General features: G+C 72.6%; 22 protein-coding genes. 10 read left to right on the top strand and 12 right to left on the bottom strand.

All coding sequences use genetic code 11. From position 1 onward, the window contains the following. Positions 1-35 precede the first annotated feature (35 nt). Positions 36-2,765, bottom strand: coding sequence for a winged helix-turn-helix domain-containing protein (locus AC2CHE_RS08760; RefSeq protein WP_484504388.1), 2,730 nt, complete (start codon positions 2,763-2,765; stop codon positions 36-38). Positions 2,766-3,010: 245 nt separating this feature from the next. On the opposite strand from AC2CHE_RS08760, the gene AC2CHE_RS08755 reads away from it, so the two are divergent. The 5 genes from AC2CHE_RS08755 to serS all read left to right on the top strand — a co-directional run bounded on the left by AC2CHE_RS08755 (position 3,011) and on the right by serS (position 8,374). Next, a complete protein-coding gene (locus AC2CHE_RS08755) occupies positions 3,011-3,448 on the top strand; it encodes a hypothetical protein (RefSeq protein WP_484504387.1) in 438 nt (145 codons plus the stop codon). Next, positions 3,445-4,599 (top strand): alcohol dehydrogenase catalytic domain-containing protein, encoded by a 1,155-nt coding sequence (locus AC2CHE_RS08750; protein WP_484504386.1) that lies wholly within the window; start codon positions 3,445-3,447, stop codon positions 4,597-4,599. Before AC2CHE_RS08755 ends, AC2CHE_RS08750 begins: the two co-directional genes overlap by 4 nt. 42 nt (positions 4,600-4,641) lie before the next feature. Beyond that, on the top strand, positions 4,642-5,829 hold the full coding sequence (locus tag AC2CHE_RS08745) for a saccharopine dehydrogenase family protein (RefSeq protein ID WP_484504385.1): 1,188 nt from the start codon (positions 4,642-4,644) through the stop codon (positions 5,827-5,829). Positions 5,830-5,862: 33 nt separating this feature from the next. Then, positions 5,863-6,954, top strand: coding sequence for a DNA polymerase III subunit beta family protein (locus AC2CHE_RS08740; RefSeq protein ID WP_484504384.1), 1,092 nt, complete (start codon positions 5,863-5,865; stop codon positions 6,952-6,954). Positions 6,955-7,093: 139 nt separating this feature from the next. Then, positions 7,094-8,374: a serine--tRNA ligase gene (serS, locus tag AC2CHE_RS08735; RefSeq protein WP_484504383.1), complete on the top strand. Its 1,281-nt coding sequence runs from the start codon at positions 7,094-7,096 to the stop codon at positions 8,372-8,374. A gap of 174 nt (positions 8,375-8,548) precedes the next feature. On the opposite strand, the gene AC2CHE_RS08730 is transcribed toward serS, so the two are convergent. Genes AC2CHE_RS08730 through AC2CHE_RS08720 form a run of 3 tightly spaced genes read right to left on the bottom strand, consistent with a single transcriptional unit; the run spans position 8,549 to position 12,457 of the window. Next, positions 8,549-9,139, bottom strand: coding sequence for a TlpA family protein disulfide reductase (locus AC2CHE_RS08730; protein ID WP_484504382.1), 591 nt, complete (start codon positions 9,137-9,139; stop codon positions 8,549-8,551). A gap of 55 nt (positions 9,140-9,194) precedes the next feature. Then, positions 9,195-10,655, bottom strand: coding sequence for an NADH-ubiquinone oxidoreductase-F iron-sulfur binding region domain-containing protein (locus tag AC2CHE_RS08725; RefSeq protein ID WP_484504416.1), 1,461 nt, complete (start codon positions 10,653-10,655; stop codon positions 9,195-9,197). Positions 10,656-10,657: 2 nt separating this feature from the next. Further along, positions 10,658-12,457 (bottom strand): ferric reductase-like transmembrane domain-containing protein, encoded by a 1,800-nt coding sequence (locus AC2CHE_RS08720; RefSeq protein ID WP_484504381.1) that lies wholly within the window; start codon positions 12,455-12,457, stop codon positions 10,658-10,660. Positions 12,458-12,977: 520 nt separating this feature from the next. Between AC2CHE_RS08720 and AC2CHE_RS08715 the strand changes: the two genes are divergently transcribed. The 3 genes from AC2CHE_RS08715 (at position 12,978) to AC2CHE_RS08705 (ending at position 16,198) form a co-directional block, all read left to right on the top strand. Next, positions 12,978-13,832 carry a L,D-transpeptidase gene (locus tag AC2CHE_RS08715; RefSeq protein ID WP_484504380.1) on the top strand — a complete coding sequence of 285 codons (855 nt, stop codon included), beginning with the start codon at positions 12,978-12,980 and terminating at the stop codon, positions 13,830-13,832. A gap of 237 nt (positions 13,833-14,069) precedes the next feature. Continuing rightward, positions 14,070-14,846 (top strand): hypothetical protein, encoded by a 777-nt coding sequence (locus tag AC2CHE_RS08710; protein WP_484504379.1) that lies wholly within the window; start codon positions 14,070-14,072, stop codon positions 14,844-14,846. Positions 14,847-14,869: 23 nt separating this feature from the next. After that, complete coding sequence (locus AC2CHE_RS08705; protein ID WP_484504378.1) at positions 14,870-16,198, top strand: helicase-associated domain-containing protein; 1,329 nt, start codon at positions 14,870-14,872, stop codon at positions 16,196-16,198. Positions 16,199-16,232: 34 nt separating this feature from the next. Here AC2CHE_RS08705 and AC2CHE_RS08700 read toward each other — a convergent pair whose 3' ends face one another. Then, the gene (locus tag AC2CHE_RS08700; protein WP_484504377.1) at positions 16,233-16,547 is read right to left on the bottom strand and encodes a hypothetical protein; all 315 of its coding nucleotides are present in this window, start codon (positions 16,545-16,547) and stop codon (positions 16,233-16,235) included. Between the two features lie 164 nt (positions 16,548-16,711). Between AC2CHE_RS08700 and AC2CHE_RS08695 the strand changes: the two genes are divergently transcribed. Next, positions 16,712-17,851, top strand: coding sequence for a site-2 protease family protein (locus AC2CHE_RS08695; protein WP_484504376.1), 1,140 nt, complete (start codon positions 16,712-16,714; stop codon positions 17,849-17,851). Positions 17,852-18,002: 151 nt separating this feature from the next. Here the strand turns inward: AC2CHE_RS08695 and AC2CHE_RS08690 are convergent, their stop codons facing one another. Then, positions 18,003-19,238 carry a D-arabinono-1,4-lactone oxidase gene (locus AC2CHE_RS08690; protein ID WP_484504375.1) on the bottom strand — a complete coding sequence of 412 codons (1,236 nt, stop codon included), beginning with the start codon at positions 19,236-19,238 and terminating at the stop codon, positions 18,003-18,005. Between the two features lie 59 nt (positions 19,239-19,297). Here AC2CHE_RS08690 and AC2CHE_RS08685 point away from each other — a divergent pair, with 59 nt between their 5' ends. After that, entirely contained in the window at positions 19,298-19,726 is a 429-nt protein-coding gene (locus tag AC2CHE_RS08685; RefSeq protein WP_484504374.1) for a hypothetical protein, read from the top strand. Positions 19,727-19,984: 258 nt separating this feature from the next. Here the strand turns inward: AC2CHE_RS08685 and AC2CHE_RS08680 are convergent, their stop codons facing one another. The 6 genes from AC2CHE_RS08680 to AC2CHE_RS08655 all read right to left on the bottom strand — a co-directional run bounded on the left by AC2CHE_RS08680 (position 19,985) and on the right by AC2CHE_RS08655 (position 24,546). Next, positions 19,985-20,914, bottom strand: a complete 930-nt coding sequence (locus AC2CHE_RS08680; protein ID WP_484504373.1) for an LLM class F420-dependent oxidoreductase — start codon at positions 20,912-20,914, stop codon at positions 19,985-19,987. A 193-nt stretch (positions 20,915-21,107) separates the two neighbouring features. After that, a complete protein-coding gene (locus tag AC2CHE_RS08675; RefSeq protein ID WP_484504372.1) occupies positions 21,108-21,803 on the bottom strand; it encodes an ABC transporter permease in 696 nt (231 codons plus the stop codon). Then, positions 21,800-22,720 carry an ABC transporter ATP-binding protein gene (locus tag AC2CHE_RS08670; protein WP_484504371.1) on the bottom strand — a complete coding sequence of 307 codons (921 nt, stop codon included), beginning with the start codon at positions 22,718-22,720 and terminating at the stop codon, positions 21,800-21,802. Before AC2CHE_RS08670 ends, AC2CHE_RS08675 begins: the two co-directional genes overlap by 4 nt. Continuing rightward, complete coding sequence (locus tag AC2CHE_RS08665; RefSeq protein ID WP_484504370.1) at positions 22,717-23,076, bottom strand: GntR family transcriptional regulator; 360 nt, start codon at positions 23,074-23,076, stop codon at positions 22,717-22,719. The genes AC2CHE_RS08670 and AC2CHE_RS08665 overlap by 4 nt, the downstream gene beginning before the upstream one ends. Positions 23,077-23,239: 163 nt before the next feature. Further along, positions 23,240-24,277: a hypothetical protein gene (locus AC2CHE_RS08660; protein ID WP_484504369.1), complete on the bottom strand. Its 1,038-nt coding sequence runs from the start codon at positions 24,275-24,277 to the stop codon at positions 23,240-23,242. Beyond that, positions 24,277-24,546 carry a hypothetical protein gene (locus AC2CHE_RS08655; RefSeq protein WP_484504368.1) on the bottom strand — a complete coding sequence of 90 codons (270 nt, stop codon included), beginning with the start codon at positions 24,544-24,546 and terminating at the stop codon, positions 24,277-24,279. Before AC2CHE_RS08655 ends, AC2CHE_RS08660 begins: the two co-directional genes overlap by 1 nt. Positions 24,547-24,728: the final 182 nt, after the last annotated feature.

Genomic DNA, 24,728 nt, shown 5'->3' with positions numbered 1-24,728 from the left:
CGACGGAGATCGGGAGGCGGGCGGGGGTGGGCAGGTCAGATCAGGTGGAGTTGGCGGGCGCGGCGGACGGCGTCGCGACGGCGGGTGGCGTCGAGTTTGCGGTAGATGTTGCGGACGTGGGTCTTGACCGTGTTGACGGAGACCGACAGTTCGGCGGCGATCTCCACGTTGGACAGGATGCTCTGGAGGTAGCGCAGGATCGTCAGCTCCCGCTCGGTGAGCGGCTCGTCCAGCGGCGGCACCGCCGCGTCGGCGGTGGCCGGACCACCCGCCGGCCCGGCCGGTGCGTCGACCGCGCGCACCAGGTCACTCACCAGTGGCCAGTGGGCGGTGCCGGAGTCGAGGTGGGCGGTGAGCAGTTCCCGCAGCCCCGGCTCGGCCTGTCGGAACGGGCGACGGTAATCCTCCGGAGCGGCCAGGTCGAGCGCCTGCTCCAGCAGCCGGCCCGCCCGACGGTCGTCACCGGCGCGGATGGCCAGCACCGTGGCCAGCAGCGCGGCGTCGAGGCGTACCGGCAGCGGCCAGTCGGCCGCCGGTGCGGCGGTCCAGTCCGGCAGCAGACGGTCGGCGGCAGGTGGGTCACCAGCCCGCAGTTCGGTCCGGGCCGCCGCGACGGCCAGCGCCGCCGCCGCACCGGTCGTCGGCCCCGACGACGGCTCACCGGCCAGTTCCCGGGCGGTCTGCACATCGCCCCGCGCGCTGTGCAGGTCCAGTTCGGCGGCGCGCAGCCACGAGCCCAGCTCACCGCCGCGCGCGCCCCATCCGGTGCGGGCCTCCACCAGCAGCCGGTGACCGACACTCGACGCCCCCTCGTCGAGGCGCAGATACGCGCGGCACCAACCGGCCACCACGCCGGGCACCGGTTCCGCCCCAGCCGGCGCGGCCAGGCCCAGGTGCGCCTCGGCCTCCGCCGGCTGGTTTCGGTGCAGCGCCACGACGGCCAGCGCCAGATGCGCGTACCCGCAGTCGAGCAACGCCGCCCAGCCCTGACCGGACGGCAGGGCCAACGCCGCCCGGGCCAGTTCCTCGGCGGCGCGCAGCTGCCCACGCTGCGCCGCCACCAGGGACCAACGGCTGGCGCAGACCAGTTCGGTGCGCGGACGTGCCGCCTCCCGGGCGGCCGCCAGCGCTTCGGCGAAGCCGGTCGCCGCCCCGGTCAGGTCGCCGTCGTCCAACGCCAGCAGGGCGAGCGCGGTGCCGGCCACGGCCCGCACGTCGGCGTCCTCACCGGCGTGGGCGGCCCGTGGGTCGCCGGTCGGTTGTCCACCATCCGTGGCGAGCAGCCGGGCGGCGGCGTCGCGTACGGGCTGCGGGTCGCCGGCCAGTCGGGCCAGGGTGAGTTCGACCGCGGCGACCAGCCGGTCGAACCGGGACCGACGCGGTTGCGGCAGCCGGCGGGTGTGCCCGCCGGCCAGCCGCAGGAAAGCCTCGGCAGCCCCGGTGTCGCCGCCGAGGGCCCGTTCGGCGGCGCAGGCCAGCGCGAGTTCCGGGTCGCGTTCCACCGCCTCCGGCGGGGGTGGCGCGGGCACCGGGCCGCCGCCGGCCGGTCGCTCGTAGGGCACCAGTTCCGGCCACCGGACCACGAACAGATCGGTGGCGGAGGTCCAGTCACCAGCGGCGAGCGCGTGACGCAGAGCGGCTGTTGGTCGGCCGTTGCCGGCGTACCATCCGGCCGCCCGCAGGTGCAGGTCGCGCAGTTCCGCCGGGGGCAGCCGGACCAGTTCGCGGTGCAGCAGGTCGGCCAGCAGCGGATGGCACCGGTACCACACCGGCCGGCTGCCGTCGTGGTGGAGCAGACCGTTGTCGTCGGCAATGGCGCGCAGGCGTTCCTCGGCGTCCGCGTCCCCGCTGAGCGCGGCGGCCAGGCCGGCGCAGACGGCATCGACGACCGCCGCGCGGCGCAGCAACTCACGGTCCGTCGACTCCAGTCCGGCCAGCGGCTCCGCTCGCAGGTAGCCGGCGACCTCCGGCTGGTCGGCGCCGAGTTCACCGATCCAGCGTTCCGGATCCGGCTGGTCGCGCAGGGCGAGGGCGGCGATCCGCAGCATGGCCGCCCATCCCCCGGTCCGCTGCCACAGCCGGGCCACCGCCGCGGCCGGCACCGCCACCCCGTGCGCGGTGAGCAGGTCGGCGGTCTCGTCGCCGGTGAAAGCCAGGTCATCCGGGCCGATCTCGGTCAACTCCCCGGCCAGCCGCAGCCGGTGCACCGCCAGCGGCGGGCCGGTCCGTCCGGCCGCCACCAGCCGTAGCCGCTGCTCGCTGTGGCGTAGCAGGAACTCCAGACCGGCCAGCGCCGCCGGTTCGGTGATCCGGTGCAGGTCGTCCACGATCAGTACCACCGGCCGTTCCCGGGCGGCGAGGGCGGCGGCGACGATCTCCAACTCGTCCGGTCGCGGTGCCCGGTCGGGCAGCGGTGTCTCCGCCGGATCCGCCACGGAGCGCAACGCGGCGCCCAGATACGACCAGAGGCGGTCCGGATCGTCACCCGCCTCGACCGACACCCAGGCCGGTGCCGGGGCCTGCGGTTCTGCCTCCTGCCGCGTCCGTCGCCAGGTGGCGAGCAGCGTGGTCTTGCCCCAGCCGGCGGGTGCCCGGAGCAGAGTGACCGGGCGGGTCACCGCCTCGTCGAGCAACCGGGCCAGCCGGGGCCGCAGCACCATCGCTCCTCCCGGCACGGCGGGCGCGAGGCGAGAAGCCAGCAGGGGTGGGCCGCCCGGTGCGCGGACCGCCGCGTCGGCCCGGACGGTGCTGCGGTCATCCGGCATCCGGCCCACCCCCACGGACGCGTGTTTCCTCCCCCGGTCCTACGGCGAACGGTTACCCGACCCGCGCCGGTTCACCCCTTCCGGGGGAACCGGGTTCACCCGGCCAGCGGCGAGGCTGGCAATGAGCTGGGCGGACGCGTCGCGGATCCACCCGGCCACCCACCGACGCCGTTCGGCGGGACGGACCACCCGGTGCGCAAGCGGGATCGGAGGTACGAGTGGGACAGGTCGGGACTGTTGTCGCGGTGACCGGTGCCCTCGGCGTGGCGGTCGCCAGGGCCGCACGCACCGCTGTCACCCGGCGGCGGCCCCGGTCCGTCCGACACCCGGAAGGTTGGCAGGTGGTGACGGTCGATCGGCCACCGGAGCAGGTGCTGCCGACCGGGGCCTGGCCGCCGCCGCTCCGCCGCCTCGACGGCGCCGTCGAGGTCGCGGTGGCACGCGCACCGGGCGGCCGGGGTACCGAGCTGGCGGCCCGGCCACGACCGCACGCTGCCTGGCCCGGACTCGTCGCGCACCTGCTGGGCGACGATCCTGGCCTGCTGGTACGGCAGGCGCTCTGGCAGGTCAAACAGCTGGCCGAGACCGGCGAGGTGCTGCGTGCCGACCGGACCACCGGCGAGCGCGGGCCGGTGGTACCGCTCGACATTCCCCGGTCGCGAACGAACGGGCCGCCACGGTGAAAGCGCTCTGCTGGACCGCTGGCGGCGAGCTGGCCGTGCGCCAGGTGCCCGATCCGGAGCTGCGCAACGACCACGACGTGATCGTCCAGGTGCGGCGCAGCGCCACCTGCGGTGCCGACCTGCCGCTGCTGACCGGGCAGGCGCCGGGCCTCGCCGCCGGTGACGTGCTCGGCCACGAGTTCCTCGGCGACGTGGTCGAGGTGGGCGCCGCGGTGCGCCGGCACCGGGTCGGCGACCGGGTGGTGGTCTGCGCGTCGGTCGCCTGCGGCGCCTGCTGGTACTGCCGGCGCGGGCTCCCCTCGTGCTGCGACAACGGCAGCAGCGACCCGGCCGCGAGCGAGGCGGAGTGGGGGCACCCGGTGGCGGGCGGCTTTGGCCAGCCCCGGGCCGCAGGTGGTTTCGCCGGCAGTCACGCCGAGTACGTCCGGGTGCCGTACGCCGATGTCGGGGCGTTTCCGGTGCCGGAGTCCGTCGGCGACGACCGGGCCGTGTTCGCCTCGGACGCCGCACCGGCCGGCTGGCTGGGTGCCGAGGGAGGCGAGGTGCAGCCCGGTGACGTGGTGGCGGTGTGGGGCGCGGGTGCGGTCGGTCAGCTGGCCGCCCGGGCCGCCTGGCTGCTCGGCGCCGAGCGGGTGGTCGTCGTCGACCGGCACCCCACGCGGTTGCTGCTGGCGCGGCAGCACGTCGGCGCCGAGACCATCGACCGGCGGGACACCGACGTCGCGGCGCAGCTGCGGGAGTTCAGTGGTGGGCGGGGACCCGACGTGTGCGTCGAGGCGGCCGGCGGTCCGGCGGGGGAACACCGCTCACTCGCCGACCGGTTCACCGGCCGCGCCCGGGTGCCGGAGGCGGTCCGGGAGGCGGTGTACGCCTGCCGCAAGGGTGGCAGCGTATTCGTCCTCAACGGCGGCGTCCGGCATGTCGACGCCTTCCCGGCCGGCGTCGTCGTGCACAAGGGACTGACCGTGCGCGGTGGACGCCAGCACGGCCAGCGGCACATCCCGATGCTGCTGGACCGGATGGCTCGCGACGAGCTGCGTACCGAACACCTGGCCACGCACCACTTCCCGCTGGAGCGGGCCACGGAGGGGTACGCACTGTTCCGGGACCGGCCCGAGGAGTGCCTCCGCGCCGTGTTCACCCCGCACTGACCGCAACGGGCAGATCGGCCGCGGCGGTGGCATGATCGCGGGATGGCTGCCCAACGGTCGTACGACGTGGTGCTGTTCGGGGCGACCGGGTTCACCGGTGGGCTCACCGCCCGCTACCTGGCCCGGCACGCGCCGCCAGGGCTGCGCTGGGCGATCGCCGGCCGCAACCCCGACAAGCTGGCCACGGTCCGGGACCAGGTGGCCACCATCGACCCGGCGCTGGCCAAATTGCCGCTGCTCACCGCCGACGTCACCAACCCGGCCTCGTTGCGTGCGGTGGCCGCCGACGCCCGGGTGGTGGCCAGCACCGTCGGGCCCTACGTCCACCACGGCGAACCGCTGGTGGCTGCCTGCGCCGCCGCCGGCACCGATTACCTCGACATCACCGGCGAACCGGAGTTCGTCGACCGGATGTACCTGCGCCATCACGCCGAGGCGGTGCGCACCGGCGCCCGGCTCGTGCACGCCTGCGGCTTCGACTCCATCCCGCACGACCTCGGTGTCTGGTTCACGATCAAGCAACTGCCCGCCGACGCCGCGATCACCGTGGACGGGTACGTGCGGGTGAGCGGCCGGTTCTCCGCCGGCACGTACCACTCGGCGCTGACCGCCTTCTCGCGTACCGCCGAGGCGTCGCGGGCGGCCCGCGAACGCCGCGCCGCCGAGCCCCGCCCGGTCGACCGCCGGGTCCGGGCCGTGCCGGGCCGGCTGGCCCGCTCACGGGACCTGCCGGTCTGGGCGGTGCCGCTGCCGACCATCGACCCGCAGGTGGTCCGCCGCTCGGCGGCGGCCCGCCCCGAGTACGGTCCGGATTTCCGGTACCGGCACTTCGCAGCCGTGCGGCGGCTGCCGACGGTGCTGGCCGCCGGCGCGGGGCTCGGTGCCGTGGCCGGGCTGGTGAAGCTGCCGCCGACCCGACGCTGGCTGCTCGGCCGGCTCGCCTCCGGGCAGGGCCCGAGTGCCGAGCAGCGGACGAAGTCGTGGTTCACGGTGCGTTTCGTCGGCGTCGGCGGCGGCCGCCGCGTGCTGACGGAGGTGGCCGGTGGCGACCCCGGCTACGACGAGACCGCGAAGATGCTCGCCGAGTCGGCGCTCTGTCTGGCCTGCGACGACCTGCCGGCCACCGCCGGTCAGGTCACGCCGGTCACCGCGATGGGCGACGCGCTGCTGCACCGACTCACCGCCGCCGGCATCACCTTCCGGGTGCTGCAGGAGGAGCCGGTGGCTTGACCCTCGACCAGGTCGAGGGGGCAGGATCGGGTGGTGAACAGTGACCTGCGCAGCATCGGCGAGCTGGCTCGGGCCAGCGGGCTGACGGCGAGCGCGCTGCGGTTCTACGACGCCGCCGGGGTGCTGGTCCCGGCCCTGGTCGACCCGGTCACCGGATACCGGTGGTACGCCGACGACCAGGTGGCGCCGGCCCGGCTGGTGGCCGGGCTGCGCCGGATCGGCCTGCCGGTCGCCGAGATCGCCCGAGCGGTACGCGCGGAACCCCCGATGGTGCACCGGCTGCTCGACGCGCACCTGGGGCGGCTGGCCGACGGGCTGACCGAAGCGCGCCGCGAGGCCGACCGGATCCGTCGCCTGCTCGCCGCCGACCGCCCCCCGTCGGCCACTAGCCTCGTCCTGACCGGGCATGAGCTGTCCACCGCCGTGGACGCCGTCCGGTTCGCGGTCGGCTCCGACCCGACGCTGCCGGGGTTGGCCGGCGTGCTGCTCGACGTGGCCGACGAGGGCATCCGGCTGGTGGCCACCGACCGGCACCGGCTGGCGGTGGCGACGGCCGGCGCGGCGGTGCACGGTCCGGCGGTGCGTGCGCTGCTGCCCGTGGCCGCGGTCGACCGGCTGCGCCGGCTGTCCGGCGAGGCGGCCACCGGCAAGGTGCGGCTGACCCTGGTCGGACGGCAGGTCGTCGCCGACGTCGCCGGCCACCGGTTGCGGGTGACCACCCTGCCGTACGACTTTCCCGACTACCACGCTCTGCTGCCGGCTGCGACCGGCGGGCCGGCCCGCCGGGTGCCGGTGGACGCGCCGTGGCTCGTGGCCGCGCTACGGTCCGGATCCCCGACGGTGACCCGAGAACATGCGGGTTGCCCGCTGCCGGTCACCGTGCTGGGGTTGGGCGGCGGGGACGCACTACGTCTGCTCGGCGCGGACGAACTGGCCGACGACCCGGCCGGTCGGGTCGGCACCGAATTGCGGGTCGGCGTCAACGGGGGGTACCTGCTCGACGCGCTGCACGCGGCGGGCGGTGGGCGCCTGATGCTCGAAGTCGACGGCCCGGTCAGCCCGCTGGCGATTCGCCGGCCCGACGATTCGGCGGCCTTCTCCATCCTGATGCCGATCCGGCTCTGACCGCGGCGACCATCCGGTCCGGCTCGGACGTCGGAGACCGCCGGTCCGGGGTGGTTCGGGTGCGGGAGGCGGGGCGATTCGGGCGCGACGGTAGCATCTGGAGGTCCACCCGAGCCCGGACGGAGGCATACGGAGCAGCATGCTCGACATGGAGTTGATCCGGAAGGATCGCGACGCGGTGGCGGCCGCGCTGGCGAAGCGGCTCGACGCCGCCGACGTCGACCGGGCGCTGGACGACATCCAGCAGCTCGACCGGGAGCGCCGCCGGCTGATCAGTGAGATCGACGGGGAGCGCCAGCGCCGCAAGGCCGAGGCGCGGGCGTACGCGCAGGCGAAGCGGGCCGGTGTCGAGCCGCAGGTCACCTCCGACGACGGTCGGAAGCAGGTGGCCGAGCTGGAGGCGGAACTCGACGAGGTGCAGGCGCGGCTGCGCACCACCATGAGCGAGTTGCCCAACCTGCCCGCCGAGGACGTGGTGCCCGGCGGCAAGGAGGCCAACCGGGTGGTGAAGACCTTCGGAGCGCCACCGGTCATCGAGAAGGTCCGCGACCATGTCGAGCTGAGCCGGATGCTGGGTCTGGTCGACCACGAACGCGGCGTCAAGCTCGGCGGCTCCGGCTTCTGGATGTACACCGGGCTGGGTGCCCAGCTGGAGTGGGCGCTGATCAACTGGCTGATCGAGCGGAACATCGAGGCCGGGTACGAGTTCCTCCTGCCGCCGCACCTGCTGCTGGACAGCGCCGGATTCGCCGCCGGCCAGTTCCCCAAGTTCTACGACGACGTCTACCACCTGGACAAGCAGTCCGCGCCGCGCGGGCAGTTCCTGCTGCCCACGGCGGAGACGGCGATCCTCGGTGCGTACCAGGACGAGATCCTGGAGACCGCGAAGCTGCCCCTGAAGGTGTTCGCCTACACCCCGTGCTACCGGCGCGAGGCGGCCGGCTCGCACTCCGACGAGCGGGGCACCGTGCGGGGCCACCAGTTCAACAAGGTGGAGATCTTCCAGTTCATTCTGCCCGAGCAGGCCGACGCGGCGCTGGATCAGATGGTCAACCACGCGGAGAGCCTGGTCGAGGCTTTGGGTCTGCACTACCAGCGCAGCCTGCTCGCGGCCGGCGACTCCAGCGCGTCGATGCGCAAGACCCTCGACATCGAGGTGTGGATGCCCAGCACGGGCAAGTACAAGGAGGTCTCGTCGGTCTCCTGGGGCGGTGACTACCAGGCCCGCCGGGCGGCGATCCGCTACCGCGAGCCGGGCGGCAAGCAGACCCGCTTCGTACACACTCTCAACGGCTCCGCCCTGGCCACCAGCCGCCTCCTCCCGGCCATCCTGGAACAGTTCCAGCAACCCGACGGCTCAGTCCTCGTACCCGAAGTCCTCCGCCCCCGCCTGTCCACCGACCACCTAACCCCCCGCTGACCCCCACCCCCACCCCCACCCCCACCGACCCGCTCGTGTTGATCATGAGGTTGGCGGCAGTTTCTGAGATCAACAACGCCGCCAACCTCATGATCAACGGGGCGGTGGGGGTACGGGGTGGGCGGGTTAGGGGGTGGGCGGGTTAGGGGGTGGGCGGGTTAGGGGGTGGGCGGGTTAGGGGGTGGTCAGGGCGGTTACTCGGCGGGTGAGGTCCTCGCCGTCGAGCCAACCCTGGTGGATGATCCGGCCATCGCGGTCGATGATGACGAAGGTGCTCTGCTCGACGACCTCGAAGCGCCGCCAGATCGCCCCCGCGCGGTCCTCGATCTGCGGCATCGGGCCCAGCTCGAACTCGGTGACGAAGTCGGTCATCGCCTTGCGCTCACCGAGCCCCGCGACACCGATGATCGGCACGGTCTCCCGGAAACCGGGCTCGATCTCGGCGATCGTCCATGCCTGGCTGGCGCAGGCGGCGCACCACGGCGCCCAGAACCAGAGCACCACCGGTCGGCCAGCCAGGGTGGCGGCGTCGAAGGCCGCGCCGTCCAGCGTGGTGCCGGTGAACCGCAAGGTGCCCGGCACCGGGCTGGCAGACCCGGTCGACGGAGCCGCGGTGCCGACCGTGGTGGACGCCGGAGCACCGGCCGGTGGGGCCGCCTCGGCGTCCGGACCGGTACCGCACCCGGCGGTGGCCAGCACGGCGGCGAGCAGGGCGGCGGTGACCGCCGCCCCGGTGGACCCTCCCGTCGTCGAAAGCGATCCCATCCGCGTCTCCTTCGGTTCGCCCCCGCCGGACGGCCGCACCGCCCCGGTCGGCGGCTCAGGCCTTGGTCAACCGCAACGCCAGCGCGGGGCAGACCTCCACCGCCTTCGCCGCTCCCTCCCGCAGCCAGGTCGGCACGGGGGTGGGCGGGAAGGCGGGGTATCCGTTCTGGTCCAGCCGGATGAAGTCCGGCACCACGTGGGCGCAGAGACCGTGCCCGTCGCAGCGGGACCAGTCCAGGACCAGCTTCTGCGGGTCGGGGTCGGGAGCGCCGGGCAGACCCATCATGCCTATGACCCGCCGTCCACAGCCCTCGCCGGTGGTGTGCTTCTTCAGGTCGTCGGCGAAGACCTCCATCGCCGAGAGCGCGAAGCGGGACGTACCGTCGGGGTGGCTGCACGCGCCGCGCCCCTTGACGTCGCCGGCGGCGGCCCGGACGATCTCCACCGGCGCGCTGCCGGACACCGCCAGGTCGACGGCACGGGCAAGGTCGGGCAGACCCCGCTTGCACGGGCCGCACTGCCCGGCCGACTCGCCGGCCAGGTAACGGACCACCTGCGCCGCCTCGCCGAGTGGGCAGGTGTCGTTGGCCAGCGGGACGATGATGCCGGCACCGAGCGTGCCGCCGACCGCAGCGAGCCCCTTGCGGGAGACCTCGGCCCGCTCCGCCGCCTCCCGCGTGATCCACTTGCCGTGGTAGCCGCCCATCAGGATGCCGGGACCGTCCGGCACCTCGCACAGTTCGAGGATCTCGGCCAGCGGGGTGCCGGCCGCGCACTCCACCACCGCGTGGCGTTTCGCCGCGCCGGTGATGCTGAGCAGCAGCGTGCCGGGTTCGTCGTCGGTGCCGAGCGCCGCGTACTCGTACGGGCCGAGTCGGGCGGCGATCGCCATCTGGGCGTACGTCTCGGCGTTCGACAGCAGGGTCGGCATCCCGCCGACGCCGGAGTCGCTGGAACGCTTCTTGGTGCCGGGCGGGATGTGCGGCAGGCCGTTGATCCCGTTCACCAGCGCGCCACCCTCACCGCTGATGAACCGGTGCGGCACCGTCACGACGCTTGTCGGTGCCGGCATCCGCCGCTCATCCAGGGCCTCCAACAGGGATTCCCGGCCCACCAGGTCGTCGGCCACGCAGAGCACGATCTCCTCGGCGTCCAGCGCGAACGCGGCCAGGGCAGCACCGTCGAGAATCAGGTGCGGTGCCCGGGTGAGCAGGACCTTGTCCTTCCAACTGGCCGGCTCACCCTCGCTGGCGTTGACCACCACCACCGGCGGTAGATCCTGCCGTTCACAGGACTCCAGCACCGCCCGCAACTTCCTGCCGAACGGGAAGCCGGCACCGCCCTTGCCCTTGAGCTGGACACCCTCGGCCAGCCGCAGCAGGTTGGACGGCTCCATCGGACTGATCGGACCGTGCACCATCTCGTGTGCGCGCAGGTCAAGCCGGCCGAACTCGGCGAAGCCCGCGGTGATCCGGGGCTCACCGACGGCGGCCACCGGCGGAACGGTCGTTCGCATCGTCACTTGGCCTCACCCCGCAGCCCCGCCCAGTAGGCGCCATCCACCGAATCCGGGTCGGCCCGGCGGCGGCGCCGGCTCTCCGCCGCCGACGAGGCCCGGCGGGCACGTCGGGAGGCCAGGTCGACCAGGGTGGGGGTCTCGTCGTCGGCCTCGTCGTCCGGGGCGTACCGGGCCGGCGGGCGCCAGTAGTCGGCCTCCGCCTCCGGCACGTCGTCCTCGGCGCTGTGCCGCCCACCACCGCTGCGGGGCGCGGCGGAGATCGGCGAGCCGGAGATGGGTGCACCGGAGATCGGGTCGGCCGAGATCGAGGAGGTCGACTCCCACCGACGCGGGCTGTCCCAGGGCTCCTCCGGCTCGTCCTCCATCCGCTGCGGCGGCGCCGAGTACCGGCTGTCGGCCTCGGCCCGAGACCGGCGGGAACGGCCGTACTCCTCCTCGTCGTCGCGACGGCGGCGACGCACCGGCTCCTCGTACTCCACCAGGTCGTCGTCGCGACGGGCCGCCCGACGCCCCACCGACTCGCGCTCCTCCTCGCGCCGCGACCGGCGGCCGGTCGGCTCCTCGTCGCGCCGCGACCGGCGGACCACCGGCTCCAGTTCCTCCTCGACCCGTGCCGAGCGCCGCCCGGTGGTCTCCACGTCCTCGTCCCGGCGCGAGGAGCGCCGGCCGACCGGGTCGGCGTCGCGACGACGACGCGCCACCGGCTCCAGCGCCTCGGTCTCGCGGCGTACGACCCGCTCCAGCTCCTCCTCCTCGCGGCGCGAGGCACGCCGGACGACCGGCTCGAACTCCTCGTCGCGACGGTCCCGGCCGGGGCCCGGCTCGATCAGGGAGCCCGGCTCAGGGACCACCGGCACGGTGAACCGTTCCGGGTCGTTGCGTCGGATGGTGGGGCTGGCCCAGGTCCCGGAGGTGCTGTCGGCCCAGCTGGTGTCGCGGCGAACCCGCTTCTCGCGACCGTCGTCGGCGGCGCCGCGGCCGGTCAGGGTACCCAGCAGGTTCTTGCCGTGGGTCTCCTCGGTGGACTTGCTGCCGCTCATCACCTCGTTCAGGACCGCAGCCTGCTGCCGCTCGCGGCTGCGCCGTTGCAGGGTGACCGAGAGCCGGACCATCAGGGCAATCACGACCAGCAGCACGCAGGCCAAGTAGCTCAGCCCCACCCAGGTGGCGGGCGGGCGGCCGGCGAGCAGACCGTGGGAGAGCGCGAACGGCCAGCAGACGTACGCCATGGAGTGCAGGGCACGCCATACCCATTTCGGGCCGACGTCGGCGAACCGCGCCCGGATGATGCCGGTCCAGAGCACACCCACCATGAGCAGCGCGGCGATCGTGCCCAGCCCGATGTAGAGGCCCCGGCCACCGACGAACGGCACGGCGGCGTCGGTCACCCCCGCCCGACCGCTGACGATCTTCGTGATGACGTGGAAGACCAGCCCGGCCACGCCGAGGATGCCGGTCGCCCGGTGCGCGGACTGCAACAGCACCCGGTGCCGGATGAGCAGCACCAGCCGGTCGGTGGCGACCAGCCCCATCATCACCGTGACGCTCAGCGCGACCAGCGCGATCACGCCGCCGAAGAACTCGGTGAAGAAGAAGCCCATCGCGTACATCTGCCGACCCGCGCCGGTGAGCATCGTCAACGCCCAGAAGGCGGCGAGCCCGGACGCGGAAAGCGCCATAATCTGGCCGCGGGACCGGACGCGGATCCCTCGACTGCTGCTGCTGGTACGTACGGCAGCTGCCTTCTCGTTCTGCGTTGCCCGGACCATCTGCTCCTCGATCGTCTCGCGGCGGCGCACCGCCGGCCGACCCTGTTCCCCACTCCAGTACGCAGCGCGGCTCCGGTCGGATCAGTGTCGTAAGAAAAAATCTCGCCGAGTTGTCGAACCGCCCTGCCGCCCGGCGCGTTGTAATGGCCCGCCGCCAACCTCTTCGAGTGGAACTGACCCTCGGTCGCCAGCCGAGTGCACCAGCACCCTCGACCCGAAGGGCTGCCGCTGCGCCAGGTGTCACCACCACAGGAGCACGTACCCGGCAACCAGTGGTGGGTGGCCTACCAGCCGGTTCAGCTGCCGGATCGATTCCCGCAAGGGCACCCGCGCGCAGTTGCAAGTCCATGGTCGACACCTGTCACGCAGTCTGGTCGCCGCGGGCCAAATCCTGACGCGAACTTCTTGATCAACGGCGGCAGGTCGGGTGGGTGGAGGTTCGTTTGGGGTTTTGGGGATAGTTCGGGCTTATCAGGATTAGGGTGCGCTGGTGGGGTTTCTGGGGGTTCTGAGGTCGTGGGGGCGGCGTCGAGTCGCTCTCGGAGTGGGCGTGGCGGTGCTGATGGGTGGCGCCGCGTACACCGGTTGGGCACTGACCCCAACACCGAATGCGACGCCGGTCGCCGGGTCCGCCGATGGCGCGGAGTTGCCGACCGCCGAGATTCCGCCCTCCGGCGACGCCGAGCAGGCGCTGCCCGCGGCACCGGCGCCGGACGGGCTGCCCGAGATCGACTACGACCCGGCCCCCGCCGGTTTTCCCGACGATCCGGACACCCTCGACACCACACCGCTGACCCACGGCGTGCACCCGACCCGCAAGCTCGCCGCGTACGACGCGCCCGGCGGGCGGCCGCTGGCGTTCCTGATGCCGACGATCAGCGAGGTGGAACTGACGGTGCCGATCGCTCACCGCGAGTCCGGCTGGACGGCGGTGCTGCTCCCCTCGGCCAACCGCAAGCTGGCCTGGCTGCCACCCGGCGGCTTCCGCACCGTCGCGCTGCGCGACCAGATCGTGGTGGAGCGGACCCCGTTCCGGCTGACCTGGTATCGCGACGGCGCCGCGCAACGATCCTGGCAGGTCAGCCTCGGTCAACGCGGCCAGGAAACCCCGCTCGGCCGGACCTTCGTGCTGGGCCGCACCCCACCGCCGGAGTCGGTCTACGGCGGGGTGGACATCTACGCTCTCGGCTCGATCCCCGACGACCTGGACTCGGTACCGCCCGGGCTGCGCGGCGCACACATCGGCGTCCACACCTGGTACCACGACGGTGAGCTGGGCCAGCAGACCACGAACGGCTGCATCCGACTGACCGCCAGCGGGCAGCGCCTGCTGCTGGAGAAGGTACGCCCCGGCACCCCGGTGGTGGTCGTCGACGAGCTGCCCATCCCGCCCGCCACCGCCTGAGGCCGTGGTCGGAGAACAGCCGGGCGATCATCAGCCGACTCACAACCGCAGGGCGGCGACCGCGTCGTCAAGCGTGGCCGCTCGGGCCAGCGGCTGGACGGACGTGCCCTCGGCCAGCCAGGCCAGGCCCGACGGCGCGAAGCCGGCCCCGGAGCAGTGCGGACACTGCGGGTCCAGCGTCGGACGGTGCGGCTGAGTCGCTTGAGAGCGTCCTTGCTGATCGCCGGGAGGAACGCGGTGAACACGCCCCGCGTGGCGGCGTTGACGGTAGGGCGGGACGACAGCAGGATGGCGCGGGTGGAATCGAAGGAGTTGAAGGAACGGACGCAGGCACTGCGTGCCGCCGGTAAGACGCCCAAGCAGATCGCCCGCGATCTCGGGGTCACCCGTGCGGTGGTCACCCGGCTGGTGCGGGGCGTCGATGTCGTACGGCCGGGGCGGGTACACCCGGCGGAGCTGCCGCTGCTGGGCTGCTGGGTCAGCCGGCAGTGGAGCAACGGCCTCCGCGTGGCCGACCGGCCGGCGGACTGGGTCGACGACGCCGAGTTGCCGCCGATGGCGATGGGTGCCGGCCTGGTCAGCGTGGCGGTCGCCCGGGCGGACGGCGACGCGGTGAGCACCTGCGGCTTCCTGGTCGACACCTACTGTCTCGGCGTGAAGAATGCCCTGCCACCGGTCACCTCCGATCCCGACGAGGTGCCGCATTTTGTGGCCGAGTTCTTCTCTGCCTACGACACGCCGCCGCTCCAGGCTCCCATCGACCTCGCCCGGCACCTGATCTTCGGCGCTGTCGACTACGCCCGCGACCTCGGCTTCGACCCGCATCGGGACTTCTACAGCGCCGCACCGCATCTTGGCACCTGGGAGCCGCCGAGCCGGATCACCTTCGGCCTGGATGGCAAGCCCTTCTTCCACCAAGGCCCGCACGACAACCCAGAACGGATCATGCGCACCCTCGACCGGACGGTCGGTCGCGACAACTACCACTTCACCGTCGTCTCGACGCTGCTCTGACGACAAATTGGGGAGCAACGTTGGTGGTCGAGCAGGTGGCCGTTTTCGTCCGCCGGACCGAGCGGTACGCGGCCGACGACGTGCACGCTGTGCTGCGGTTGTGTGATTCCGGACGGCTGCGGTGCAGCGAGAAGACGCGACGACCGGCGGCGGCCACAGTGGCCGAGGTGGCCAGGACGCTGTCCTCGGGTGACTTCTATCCGGACGAGCCGATCGCCGCGTTCGCCTGGCCGCTGCTGGTGCAGGCGGGCGGTCTCGCTGAGATCACCAGCGGCAAGCTGCAACTGAACGCGAAGGGTCGGGCCGCCCTCGGCAAGCCGGCCGCCGTAGTCGTGCAGATGTTGTGGCGGTCGTGGCTGACCAAGGGTCTGATCGACGAGTTCAGCCGGATCGAGAACATCAAGGGACAACGCGCCGCCAACGTGCTGACCGCGCCGAAGGCACGGCGGCAGAAGGTGTCCGAAGCGCTCGCCGCCCAGCCTGTCGGCGAATGGGTCGCCGTGGACGATCTCTTCGCGCAGATGAAGCAGACCGCCTGGTCACCGCGGGTCGCTCGCAGCGAGCGGGCACTGTGGAAGCTGTACCTGGAGGATCCGCAGTACGGCAGCCTCGGCTACGCCGGGTTCGGCGAATGGGAGCTGCTGGAGGGCCGGTACACCCTGGCGGTGCTCTTCGAGTACGCGGCGCCGCTGGGCCTGATCGACCTCGCCTACGACAAGCCGGGTGGCGCCCGCGACGACTACCACGAGAACTGGGGCGCCGACTATCTCGACGCACTCAGCCGGTACGACGGGCTGCGGGCGATCCGCCTCAACGACCTCGGCGCCTACGTGCTCGGCGTGCACAAGCAGTACACGCCACCGGAGCCGGAGGCACCCGAACGTACCGTGAAGGTGTTGCCCAACCTCGACGTGGTGGCGGTGGGCCGGCTTTCGCCGGCCGAGTTGCTGGTGCTGGAGAGCTACGCCCGCCGTACCGGTGACCACGTCTGGACCGTGAGCCGGGAGAGTCTGCTCGTCGCCGTCGACGCCGGGCGGCAGCCGGCCGACTTCGCCGGATTTCTGCGGGCGCGGGCCGCGCAACCTGACCTGCCCGGGCCGCTGCTGACGCTGTTGGATGAGATCGCCGAGCGGGCCGGGCGGCTCACCGACCTGGGGCCGGTGCGCCTCATCGCCTGTGCGGACCCGGCCCTGGCCATGCTGATCAGCCACGACCGGAAGCTACGGCCGCTGTGCCGGCTGATCGGTGACCGGCACCTGGCCGTACCCATGAACCGGGAGCAGGACTTCCGGCGAGCGCTTACCACCCTCGGCTATGCCGTCCCAGCTGACGCCTCACACCGACCCGGATGACCGCCAGACCGACACAGTTCTCGCACCTGACCGGTCATCCACGGCGCGGACGCGGCACGTGACAGTTGAGGCCGTCGCGCTCCCGACGAATGCCGTCGGCGTGCGCGCGGAAGGCCGGACCGTGGTGTGCGATCGCGGCGGAGACCACCTCTGCCGGAACCGTCCGGGTCGCCCGGTGGACCATCTGATCGAGGTCGTCGGCGATTTCCGCACGGCGCCCCCGTTCCAGCAGTGACCGGCACACCCCCCACCAGCGCAGCGCGTACTCCTGTGCGGTGATCGGGCTGCCGGAGTGCGCCGCCGTCAGCCGCCACAGGGCCCGAGCCAGCCGGAGGCGTCCACCGGGCACGCCGTCGGCGGCGAGCGCCTGCGCCGCCGTGACGGCGTCGTGCGCCGCCTTCAGCGCCCGCGCGGAGGAGGGTTCCGACCGCGGGCGGGACGGAGGATCGACCCGGGCGATGGAGTGACGGTCGGCCCTGGCATGGGCACGGGCTACGGGGGTATGACCGAGACATGAGGGCGAGTTTCCGGCTCGGCCGGATCGTGGGCGTACCGGTCGGGGTCAACTGGAGTGTCCTGGTCATCTTCGCGCTGATCTGGTGGGGGCTGTCGGCCAACCTGTTCCCCGAGTCGTACCCGGACCGGTCCGTGGTCGCGTACCTGCTGGCCGGGCTGACCGCCGCGGTGGTCTTCTTTCTCGGCCTGCTCGCCCACGAGGTGTCACACGCGGTGGTGGCCAAGCGCAACGGCCTCGGCGTGCAGGGGATCACTCTGTGGCTCTTCGGCGGTGTCGCCGAGCTGCGCGGCGAGGCCCGCTCCCCCGGTGCCGAGTTGCGCATCTCCGGGATCGGCCCGCTGGTCAGTCTGATCATCGGCGTCTTCTTCGGGGGCATCGCGACGCTGCTCGCGCTGGCCGGAGTTGAGGGGTTGCTGCTGGGTGTGATGGCCTGGCTCGGCGGCATCAACCTGCTGCTGGCCGTGTTCAACGTCTTGCCGGCGGCGCCGCTGGACGGCGGGCGGCTGCTGCGGGCGGCGGTGTGGAAGGCCACCGGCGACCGGACCCGCGCCACGGTGGTGGCGGCCCGGGCCGGGTGGATCCTCGGCCTGGCGTTGATCGGGTTCGGGCTGTGGCGGTTCCTCACCGGCACCGGCGTCGGTGGGCTGTGGCTGGCGTTGATCGGCTGGTTCCTGATCGGCGCGGCCACCATGGAGGAGCGGCAGGCCCGGGTGGGCGACGCGCTGCGCGGCATCCGGGTCGCCGACGTGATGACCCCGCAGCCGCAGACCGCCTCGGGTGAGCTGACGGTGGCCGACTTCGTGGACAACTACCTCTTCGCGTACCGGCACACGGCGCTGCCGCTGACCGAGGACGGCCGGCCGGTCGGGCTGGTGACCCTCGACCGGGTACGCGGCGTGCCGTCCGGCGAGCGGGGCAGCACCACCCTGGCGGCGGTGGCCTGCCGCGCCGACGACCTGGTGCTCGCCTCCCCCGACGAGCCGCTGACCGAACTGCTGCCCCGACTCAGCGACTGTGCCGACGGCCGGGCGCTGGTGGTCACCGACGGCCGTCTGGTCGGCATCGTCTCCCCCAGCGACATCAGCCGCGCCGTGCAGCGCAGCAGCATGCGCGACCAGCTCGCCACCGACCGCTAGGCTTCCGCGCGGCGAGGCGATGCCGTCGCCCGAGGGGAGTTCGTGAGTCGTCATGTCACAGGGACATGATTATGTCCAAGTGACATGACGCAGTCGGAGCTATCACCTGGCCACGCTGCGGAACCGGCGCTGAACCGGGGCCAGGATGCGGTCAGCGGGGAAACAGATGGTCGAGTTCCTCGGTGCGGAACGTCCCCTCGGGGTCGAGGCGGTTCACCAGCGCGGCGAAGTCGGTCCAGCGGGGGTAGGTCGCGGCGATCGTCCCGGTCGGCATCGTGAAGACCTTGCCCCAGTGGGGCCGGGGCGCTAACGGGGCCAGTGCCCGCTCGACCTCGGCGAGGACCGGCAGTACCGCCGCCGTGTCGGCGATCCAGGTGAAGTGCACCGCGAGGCTGTCGCGGTCGTACTGCGGGCTGAGCCACAGCTCGTCGGCGGCGATGGTGCGCAGCTCGCTGGTCTGCGCGACCGGGGCGATCAGGTGCGCCACCTGATCCAGGGCGGCGAGCGCGTCGGCGGTCACCGAGCGGGGCAGGTGATACTCGGACTGCAACTCGTCGCCGTTGCTCGGCGTGAAGCCGAGCCGGAAGTGCGGCAGCCGCTCGTGCCAGGGACCGGGCACGCCGAGCTGCTCGGTGCAGTTGAGCACCGGCATGCCGGGCACCGGATGCCAGGGCCGGTCGGCCGCCGTGGTGCCGAGCCAGCCCGCCGGGGGTGCGGGCCGGTCCGCGAGCTGCTTGCGCCAGACCTGGGTGCCGCGCGTCGAGCGCCAGTCGGTGAAGACACTGACGCTGTACGCCGAGGCGAGCGCCGCGGCCAGCGCCTCGCGGGGCAGGTCGAGGCGGACGTACTGGCGTATCTCGAAGGTGGGCACCACGTCGAGGGTGAGCCGGGTGACGATGCCCAGTGCGCCGAGGGAGACCACCATGCCGGCGAAGTCGGGGTCGCTGCGGTCCACGGTGAGCAGGTCACCGTCGGCGGTGACCAGTTCCAGGCCGGCGACGGCGCTGGCCAGGTTGCCGACGGTCTCGCCGGAGCCGTGGGTGCCGGTGGTGACCGCGCCGGCCACCGAGATGTGCGGCAGCGAGGCGAGGTTGGCCAGCGCGTACCCGCGCTCGTGCAGCCAGGTGGCCAGGTCGCCGTAGCGCAACGCGGCCGGCACGTGCACCACCTGACGCTGCTCGTCCAGTTGCGGGGTGGCCGGCAGTCCGGCCAGCGTGACCAGGTCGCCGGTGGTGTCGCCGAGCCGGTTGAAGGAGTGTCCGCTGCCCACCGCCCGAATCCGGTCGCTGCCGGCGACCAACTCCCGCAGCTCGTCGACTGACGACGGCCGATGGTACGCGCGGGCTGCGTACTCGACGTTGCCGGCCCAGTTGCGGTGCGTCGACACTTCCGACCCCCTCTGTCCGCCAGCGATTACCGCCGGCTCCGTCGGGGAACCCTACGCCGATGAGCAGCTACCGTGATCCCGCCCCTCGCGGCGACGTGTATCCCTCCGAGGAGGAGATCGACCCGGCCGGCAACGGTGTGGCGTCCGCCACCGGTCCCGCCGGCACCGTCGGCGGCTCCCCGGTCACCTGGTCCGACGCCGGGCCGTCGGCGAGCCAGCCGGATCCGCAGCCCGGCCCCACCCCGGAACCGGTGCCGGAACCGCCGCCCGCCCCCGGCCCGCCGCCCCGGGTCGACGCCAGCGCCCGGTCGATCGTCACCCGGCACATGGACGGTTCGGTCCAGGTGGTCACCGATTTCGACGGCGACGGCGTGGCGGACCAGGTGCAGTTCGACCTCGACGGCGACGGGCTGCCGGACGTCACCTACCTCGACCGCGACCGGGACGGCCAGCTGGACACGGTGCTGCGCGAGGAGCACCGGATCTGACACGCCGGCGGCCCGCCGCTCGGCTCGCCCGGTCAGGCCGGCCCGGCTCGCCCGGTCAGGCTGGCGGCATCTGGGCGAGATCGACTCCGCTTGCGGCATACCGGTGTCTCCGGGGCCGCTGATACCCCGGCTTGCCGCAATCGGAGCCGCCCGCACGCACAGAGCCGCCCCGCACGCACAGAGCCGCCCCGCACGCACAGAGCCGCCCCGCACGCACAGAGCCGCCCCGCACGCACAGAGCCGCCCGCGTCGGCCCGGTCAGAGCTGCCGCATCACCTCGGTGGCGACCAGGTCCAGGTGGTCCAGGTCGGTCAGGTCGAGCACCTGGAGGTAGAGGCGCTGGCTGCCGACCTCCGCGTACCGGCCGATGGTGTCGATGACCTCGGCGGGCGTGCCGGCGAGGCCGTTGACGCGCAACTCGTCCGGTTCCCGGCCGATCGCGGCGGCCCGCCGCGCCACCTCCGCGTCGTCCTTGCCGCAGCAGAGCACCAACGCATTCGACCAGGTCAGCTGGGCCGGGTCACGGCCGATGTCGGCGCAGGCGGCGCGGACCCGCGCGAACTGGGCCACCGTCTCGTCGATCGAGACGAACGGCAGGTTGAATTCGTCGGCGTAGCGGGCGGCGAGCTGCGGCGTACGCTTCGCGCCCTTGCCGCCGAGCAGGATCGGCGGGTGCGGGCGCTGGACCGGTTTGGGCAGCGCGGGCGAGTCGCTGACCTGGTAGTGCCGGCCGGTGAAGTCGAACGTCTCGCCCGGCGGGGTACGCCACAGACCGGTGATCACCGCGAGTTGCTCGTCCAGCCGGTCGAACCGCTCCCTCAGCGGCGGGAACGGGATCCCGTACGCCTGGTGCTCGGCGTCGTACCAGCCGGTGCCGATGCCCAGCTCGACCCGGCCGCCGCTCATCTGGTCGACCTGGGCGACGGTGATCGCGAGCGGGCCGGGCAGCCGGAACGTCGCAGCGCTCATCAGCGTGCCGAGCCGGATGGACCGGGTGTCCCGGGCGAGTCCGGCCAGGGTGGTCCAGGCGTCGGTGGGGCCGGGCTCGCCGCTGACCGACCCCATCTTGAGGTAGTGGTCCGAGCGGAAGAAGGCGTCGAAGCCGGTCTCCTCGGCGCGTCGGGCCACGGCGAGCAGGTCGTCGTAGCTCGCGCCCTGCTGGGGTTCGGTGAAGATCCGCAGTTCCATGGTTCGAGCATAGGAAGCCGCCGGCTGTGGCGCTCGGGGACGCCCACCGGTCGCCTCCGACACTGGGTCACCGGCACCTGGCGCCGGCACCGTGCGCCCCCTCCCGATCGATCCCGATCGGGAGGGGCCGCCCCCGTCCACGGTGCGCCGGGTGGCCGGCGTCCACCCGTCTCGGACGCCGGCCCGTCGACGGTCAGGGGGTCGCGCGTCGGATGGTCAGGTAGCTGAGACCGGCGAGCAGCAGGGCCAGCAGCGCCGGCCAGCCGACCAGCAGCGCCCAGCCCGGCTGGTCGGCGAACCAGCCGCCGATCACCGACCACCAGCCCCGCCAGGTGGCGAGCACGACGAGCCCACCGGCCCCGGCCAACGCGGCGGTGCTCAGCATCAGCAGGCCGTTGACTCCCCAGCGCTTGAAGACCAGCGCGATGGCGGCGCCGACGAAGCCGAGCAGCAGGAACGGGATCGCGAAGCCGAGGAACCGCAGCACCGGGTTGTCCACCAGCAGGAAGGGAATGCCGAAGAAGGTCAGGTTGACGCCCCACCCGTCGGTGGCCTCCTCGATCACGGCCAGCAGGTAGAGCCCTGCCGCGTAGCTGATCGCCTGCCCGAGGTAGTTGAGCACGTTGCCGAGGTAGAAGCTGCGACGGGAGACGCCCAGCCCGAGCGCGAACGGGAAGTCCTGGGTGATCGCGTTGATGCTGGCGACGAACATCACCACGTAGATGCTCATCAGCCCACCGGTGGTCGGCTGGAAGTCGTCGGCCTCGTTCATCGCACTGAACAGCGCCAGGTTGATGAGGAAGCTGAGCGCGAGGACCCCCCACGGCCAGCCGACCACGCCGCGCCAGGCGACGAGCTGGAGCCGGGCCACGGTCAGGGCGCGGTTCATCGGACGGCCTCCCTGTCTGTCACGGCGGCGCTACCGGCCGCGTGCCCGTTGGTCGAGGTGGTCAGACGGACGACGATGTCCTGGAGCGAGGACGCTTCGACACCGAGCCCCAGCGAGCGGGCGCGGTCGTACGCGGCCGGGCCGAAGTCGCCGCGTACGGTGGCCCGGACCGTGCCGCCGAGCGACACCCGGTGCAGTTCGGTGCCGGTACGGGCGAACTCGTCCACCGCCGCGACCGGGCCGGAGATGGTGACCACCTGGCCGCGCAGCGCCTCCGCCTCGACGTCGAGCAGCAGCCGGCCCCGGTCGATCAGCAGTACGTGCTCGATCAGGTCGCTGACCTCGTCGATGAGGTGGGTCGACAGCACGATGGTGCGGGGGTGTTCGGTGTAGTCGGCCAGCAGGTGGTCGTAGAAGAGCTGCCGGGACACGGCGTCCAGGCCCAGGTAGGGCTCGTCGAAGAAGGTCAGTGGGGCGCGCGAGGCGAGCCCGACGACGATGCCGAGCGCGGAGAGCATGCCGCGGGAGAGCTTGCGGACGTTGCGCCCGCGCGGCAGCTGGAACACGTCGACCAGCCGCTGGGCGAACTCCTCGTCCCAGCCCGGGTAGAGCAGGCCGGCGGCGCGCAGGACGTGCGTGACCCGCAGGTTCGACGGATAGGTCTGGCTCTCCTTGATGAAGGAGATCCGGGAGAGCACCTGCTCGTTCTCGTACGGGTGCTGCCCGAAGACGCTCACCTCGCCGCTGGTGGCGAAGTTCTGCGCGGTGAGGATCTGCATCAGGGTGGTCTTGCCGGCCCCGTTGCGCCCCAGCAGGCCGTGGATCCGATGCTCGGCGAGCGAGAAGGTGACCCCGTCCAGGGCGCTGACCCCCTGGTACCGCTTGGTCAGGTCGGTGACGGTGACGACCGCGCTCATCGATCCTCCTCCCAGGTATCGATCATGTTCTTGAGTTCGGGCGGTTCGATGCCGAGCTTGCGCGCCTCGGTCAGCAGAGGCCGGACGTACTGCCGGGCGAACTCGTCGCGGCGCCGGCCGCGGAGCTTCGCTCGGGCGCCGGGAGAGACGAACATGCCGATTCCTCGCTTCTTGTAGAGAGTTCCGTCGTCGACCAGCTTGTTGATCCCCTTGGCGGCGGTCGCGGGGTTGATCCGGTGGAAGGCGGCCAGCTCGTTCGTGGAGGGCACCTGGCCCTCCTCGGCGAGGGTCCCCTCCAGGATCGAGTTCTCCAGCAGCTCCGCGATCTGAAGGAAGATCGGCCGACTGTCCTCCATCACGTCGACCGTGCCCCGTCGCCACACTGGTTTGCTGGTTCATTACTCATGTAACTAACCATGCAACCAGTGTGGCACCGCTGTCAAGGAGGCGGACGGACAGCGGCCCGGTCCGGGAGTCACACCGGACCGGGCCGCCCTACGGGTTCAGCCGTTCCGCGGTTCAGCCGTACGGCGGCCGGGCGTACGCGGCCCGCAACGCGGCCAGCCCGGTCGCCTTCGGGCTGAGGGTGCCCCAGCCGGAGTTGAAGTAGTTCGTCCGGGCGATCAGGGGGCCACGTTCGGCGTTGAGCCGGGCGATGGCCGGCGGCACGGTGGCGATCCAGGCCGCCTGGTCGGGGATTTCGATGACCCGTACGCCCCACTCAGCGATGATCACCGGGCGGGACAGCGCGACCGGGCCGAGGTCGGCCACCGCCCAGTCCTTGGTGCGCCGGAACCGCTCCAGCGCGGTGTGGCTGGGACTTGTCGCGTAGACGTTCCACTGGAGGTAGTCCAGCCGCGTCATCAGCGCCTCCGGGTGGGTGCGCCGGTAGCAGTCCCGGTTGAAGCCGCCGACCCCGACCGAGAAGGTGCTGCCCTGCGGCAGCCCCTTGGCCCGGAACCAGTTGACGATGTACGTCACCGCCTGCACCGCCCGGGCGTCCGACTCGGCCCAGGTGTACGCCTTGCCGGCCTCGATGGTGCCGAACTCGTGATCGGTGTCCAGTTCGGAGGCGAGCTGGATGTTCACCCCGAAGCCCATCGTCCGGTACTGCGACAGCGCCCGGGCGAACAACCCGTCGCACTGCCCGGAGATGACCTGGCCGTAGCCGTACGCCCTCGGCCAGATCGTGCCCGGCCGCTGCTGAATGGTCATCGCGGGCGCCGGCACGGTGTACCGCACCCCGTCCACGGTGAAGCTCTGCGGCCCGGTGTCGGGCGCGCCGTAGTGCTTCAGCTCGAGCACCATGTTGAGCTGCACCCCGGCGCGCCCGAGGGTGATCAGCCAGGGCCGCTGGTACCCGGGAAAGATGTAGCCGTCGGCGAAGCTGCGGTACTGGGTCAGCGACCGGAAGTTGCCGCCGGTCATGTCGGCCGTCGGATCCGCACCACCGGAGAGGTAGTAGCCACCCAGCACCGGCGGCAGCACGGTGTAGGCGACGGTGGCGCTGGCGGTCCGGCTGGCGGAGTCACGCACCGTGACGGTCACCCTCGGCATCACGCCACCGCCCGGAACACGGCGACCGCGCCGTTGTCGGAGACCCGGGACCAGGTGCGCCCCGAGTCGTCGGCGACGGTCACGGTGAGCGGATCGATCACGGCGGTGACCGAGACGGGGGCACTGCGGTTGCCCTGCGCGTCGGCCACGGTGACCGTCACGGTGAGCCGCTGGTTGTCCGCGTCGCCGTAGTCGACGGTCAGCAGCATCTGCTCGCCGGGTGAGTAGGTGGTGGGGTTCATCGAGGCGTTGGCGATGGGAGCGGCCATGGCAGCCCCTTCCTGGCTTGGTCGCCGTGACCAGCGGTGCAACACCGTCGGTGCGGCTGGTCGGCGACGGCGGGCCGGAGCCGGATGGCGCGGCGACGCGCCCCGGGGGGAATCCGTACTGGCGGCCGGTGGGACGTTCCGGCCGGAGGATCGGATGTGGCCCGCCATCCGCAGCCTCGCTA

The organism is Micromonospora sp. ATLC16, assembly GCF_057196645.1.
Note: the sequence above shows the minus strand (reverse complement) of the source record. Positions and strands in the feature narration are given on the sequence as shown.

What these genes read in the sequence shown, in the direction of transcription:
- AC2CHE_RS08760 (WP_484504388.1), bottom strand. Translation starts at nt 2,765, where the DNA reads ATGCCGGATGACCGCAGCACCGTCCGGGCCGACGCGGCGGTCCGCGCA.
- AC2CHE_RS08745 (WP_484504385.1), top strand. Translation starts at nt 4,642, where the DNA reads ATGGCTGCCCAACGGTCGTACGACGTGGTGCTGTTCGGGGCGACCGGG.
- serS (WP_484504383.1), top strand. Translation starts at nt 7,094, where the DNA reads ATGCTCGACATGGAGTTGATCCGGAAGGATCGCGACGCGGTGGCGGCC.
- AC2CHE_RS08730 (WP_484504382.1), bottom strand. Translation starts at nt 9,139, where the DNA reads ATGGGATCGCTTTCGACGACGGGAGGGTCCACCGGGGCGGCGGTCACC.
- AC2CHE_RS08725 (WP_484504416.1), bottom strand. Translation starts at nt 10,655, where the DNA reads ATGCGAACGACCGTTCCGCCGGTGGCCGCCGTCGGTGAGCCCCGGATC.
- AC2CHE_RS08695 (WP_484504376.1), top strand. Translation starts at nt 16,712, where the DNA reads ATGAGGGCGAGTTTCCGGCTCGGCCGGATCGTGGGCGTACCGGTCGGG.
- AC2CHE_RS08685 (WP_484504374.1), top strand. Translation starts at nt 19,298, where the DNA reads ATGAGCAGCTACCGTGATCCCGCCCCTCGCGGCGACGTGTATCCCTCC.
- AC2CHE_RS08680 (WP_484504373.1), bottom strand. Translation starts at nt 20,914, where the DNA reads ATGGAACTGCGGATCTTCACCGAACCCCAGCAGGGCGCGAGCTACGAC.
- AC2CHE_RS08675 (WP_484504372.1), bottom strand. Translation starts at nt 21,803, where the DNA reads ATGAACCGCGCCCTGACCGTGGCCCGGCTCCAGCTCGTCGCCTGGCGC.
- AC2CHE_RS08670 (WP_484504371.1), bottom strand. Translation starts at nt 22,720, where the DNA reads ATGAGCGCGGTCGTCACCGTCACCGACCTGACCAAGCGGTACCAGGGG.
- AC2CHE_RS08665 (WP_484504370.1), bottom strand. Translation starts at nt 23,076, where the DNA reads ATGGAGGACAGTCGGCCGATCTTCCTTCAGATCGCGGAGCTGCTGGAG.
- AC2CHE_RS08660 (WP_484504369.1), bottom strand. Translation starts at nt 24,277, where the DNA reads ATGCCGAGGGTGACCGTCACGGTGCGTGACTCCGCCAGCCGGACCGCC.
- AC2CHE_RS08655 (WP_484504368.1), bottom strand. Translation starts at nt 24,546, where the DNA reads ATGGCCGCTCCCATCGCCAACGCCTCGATGAACCCCACCACCTACTCA.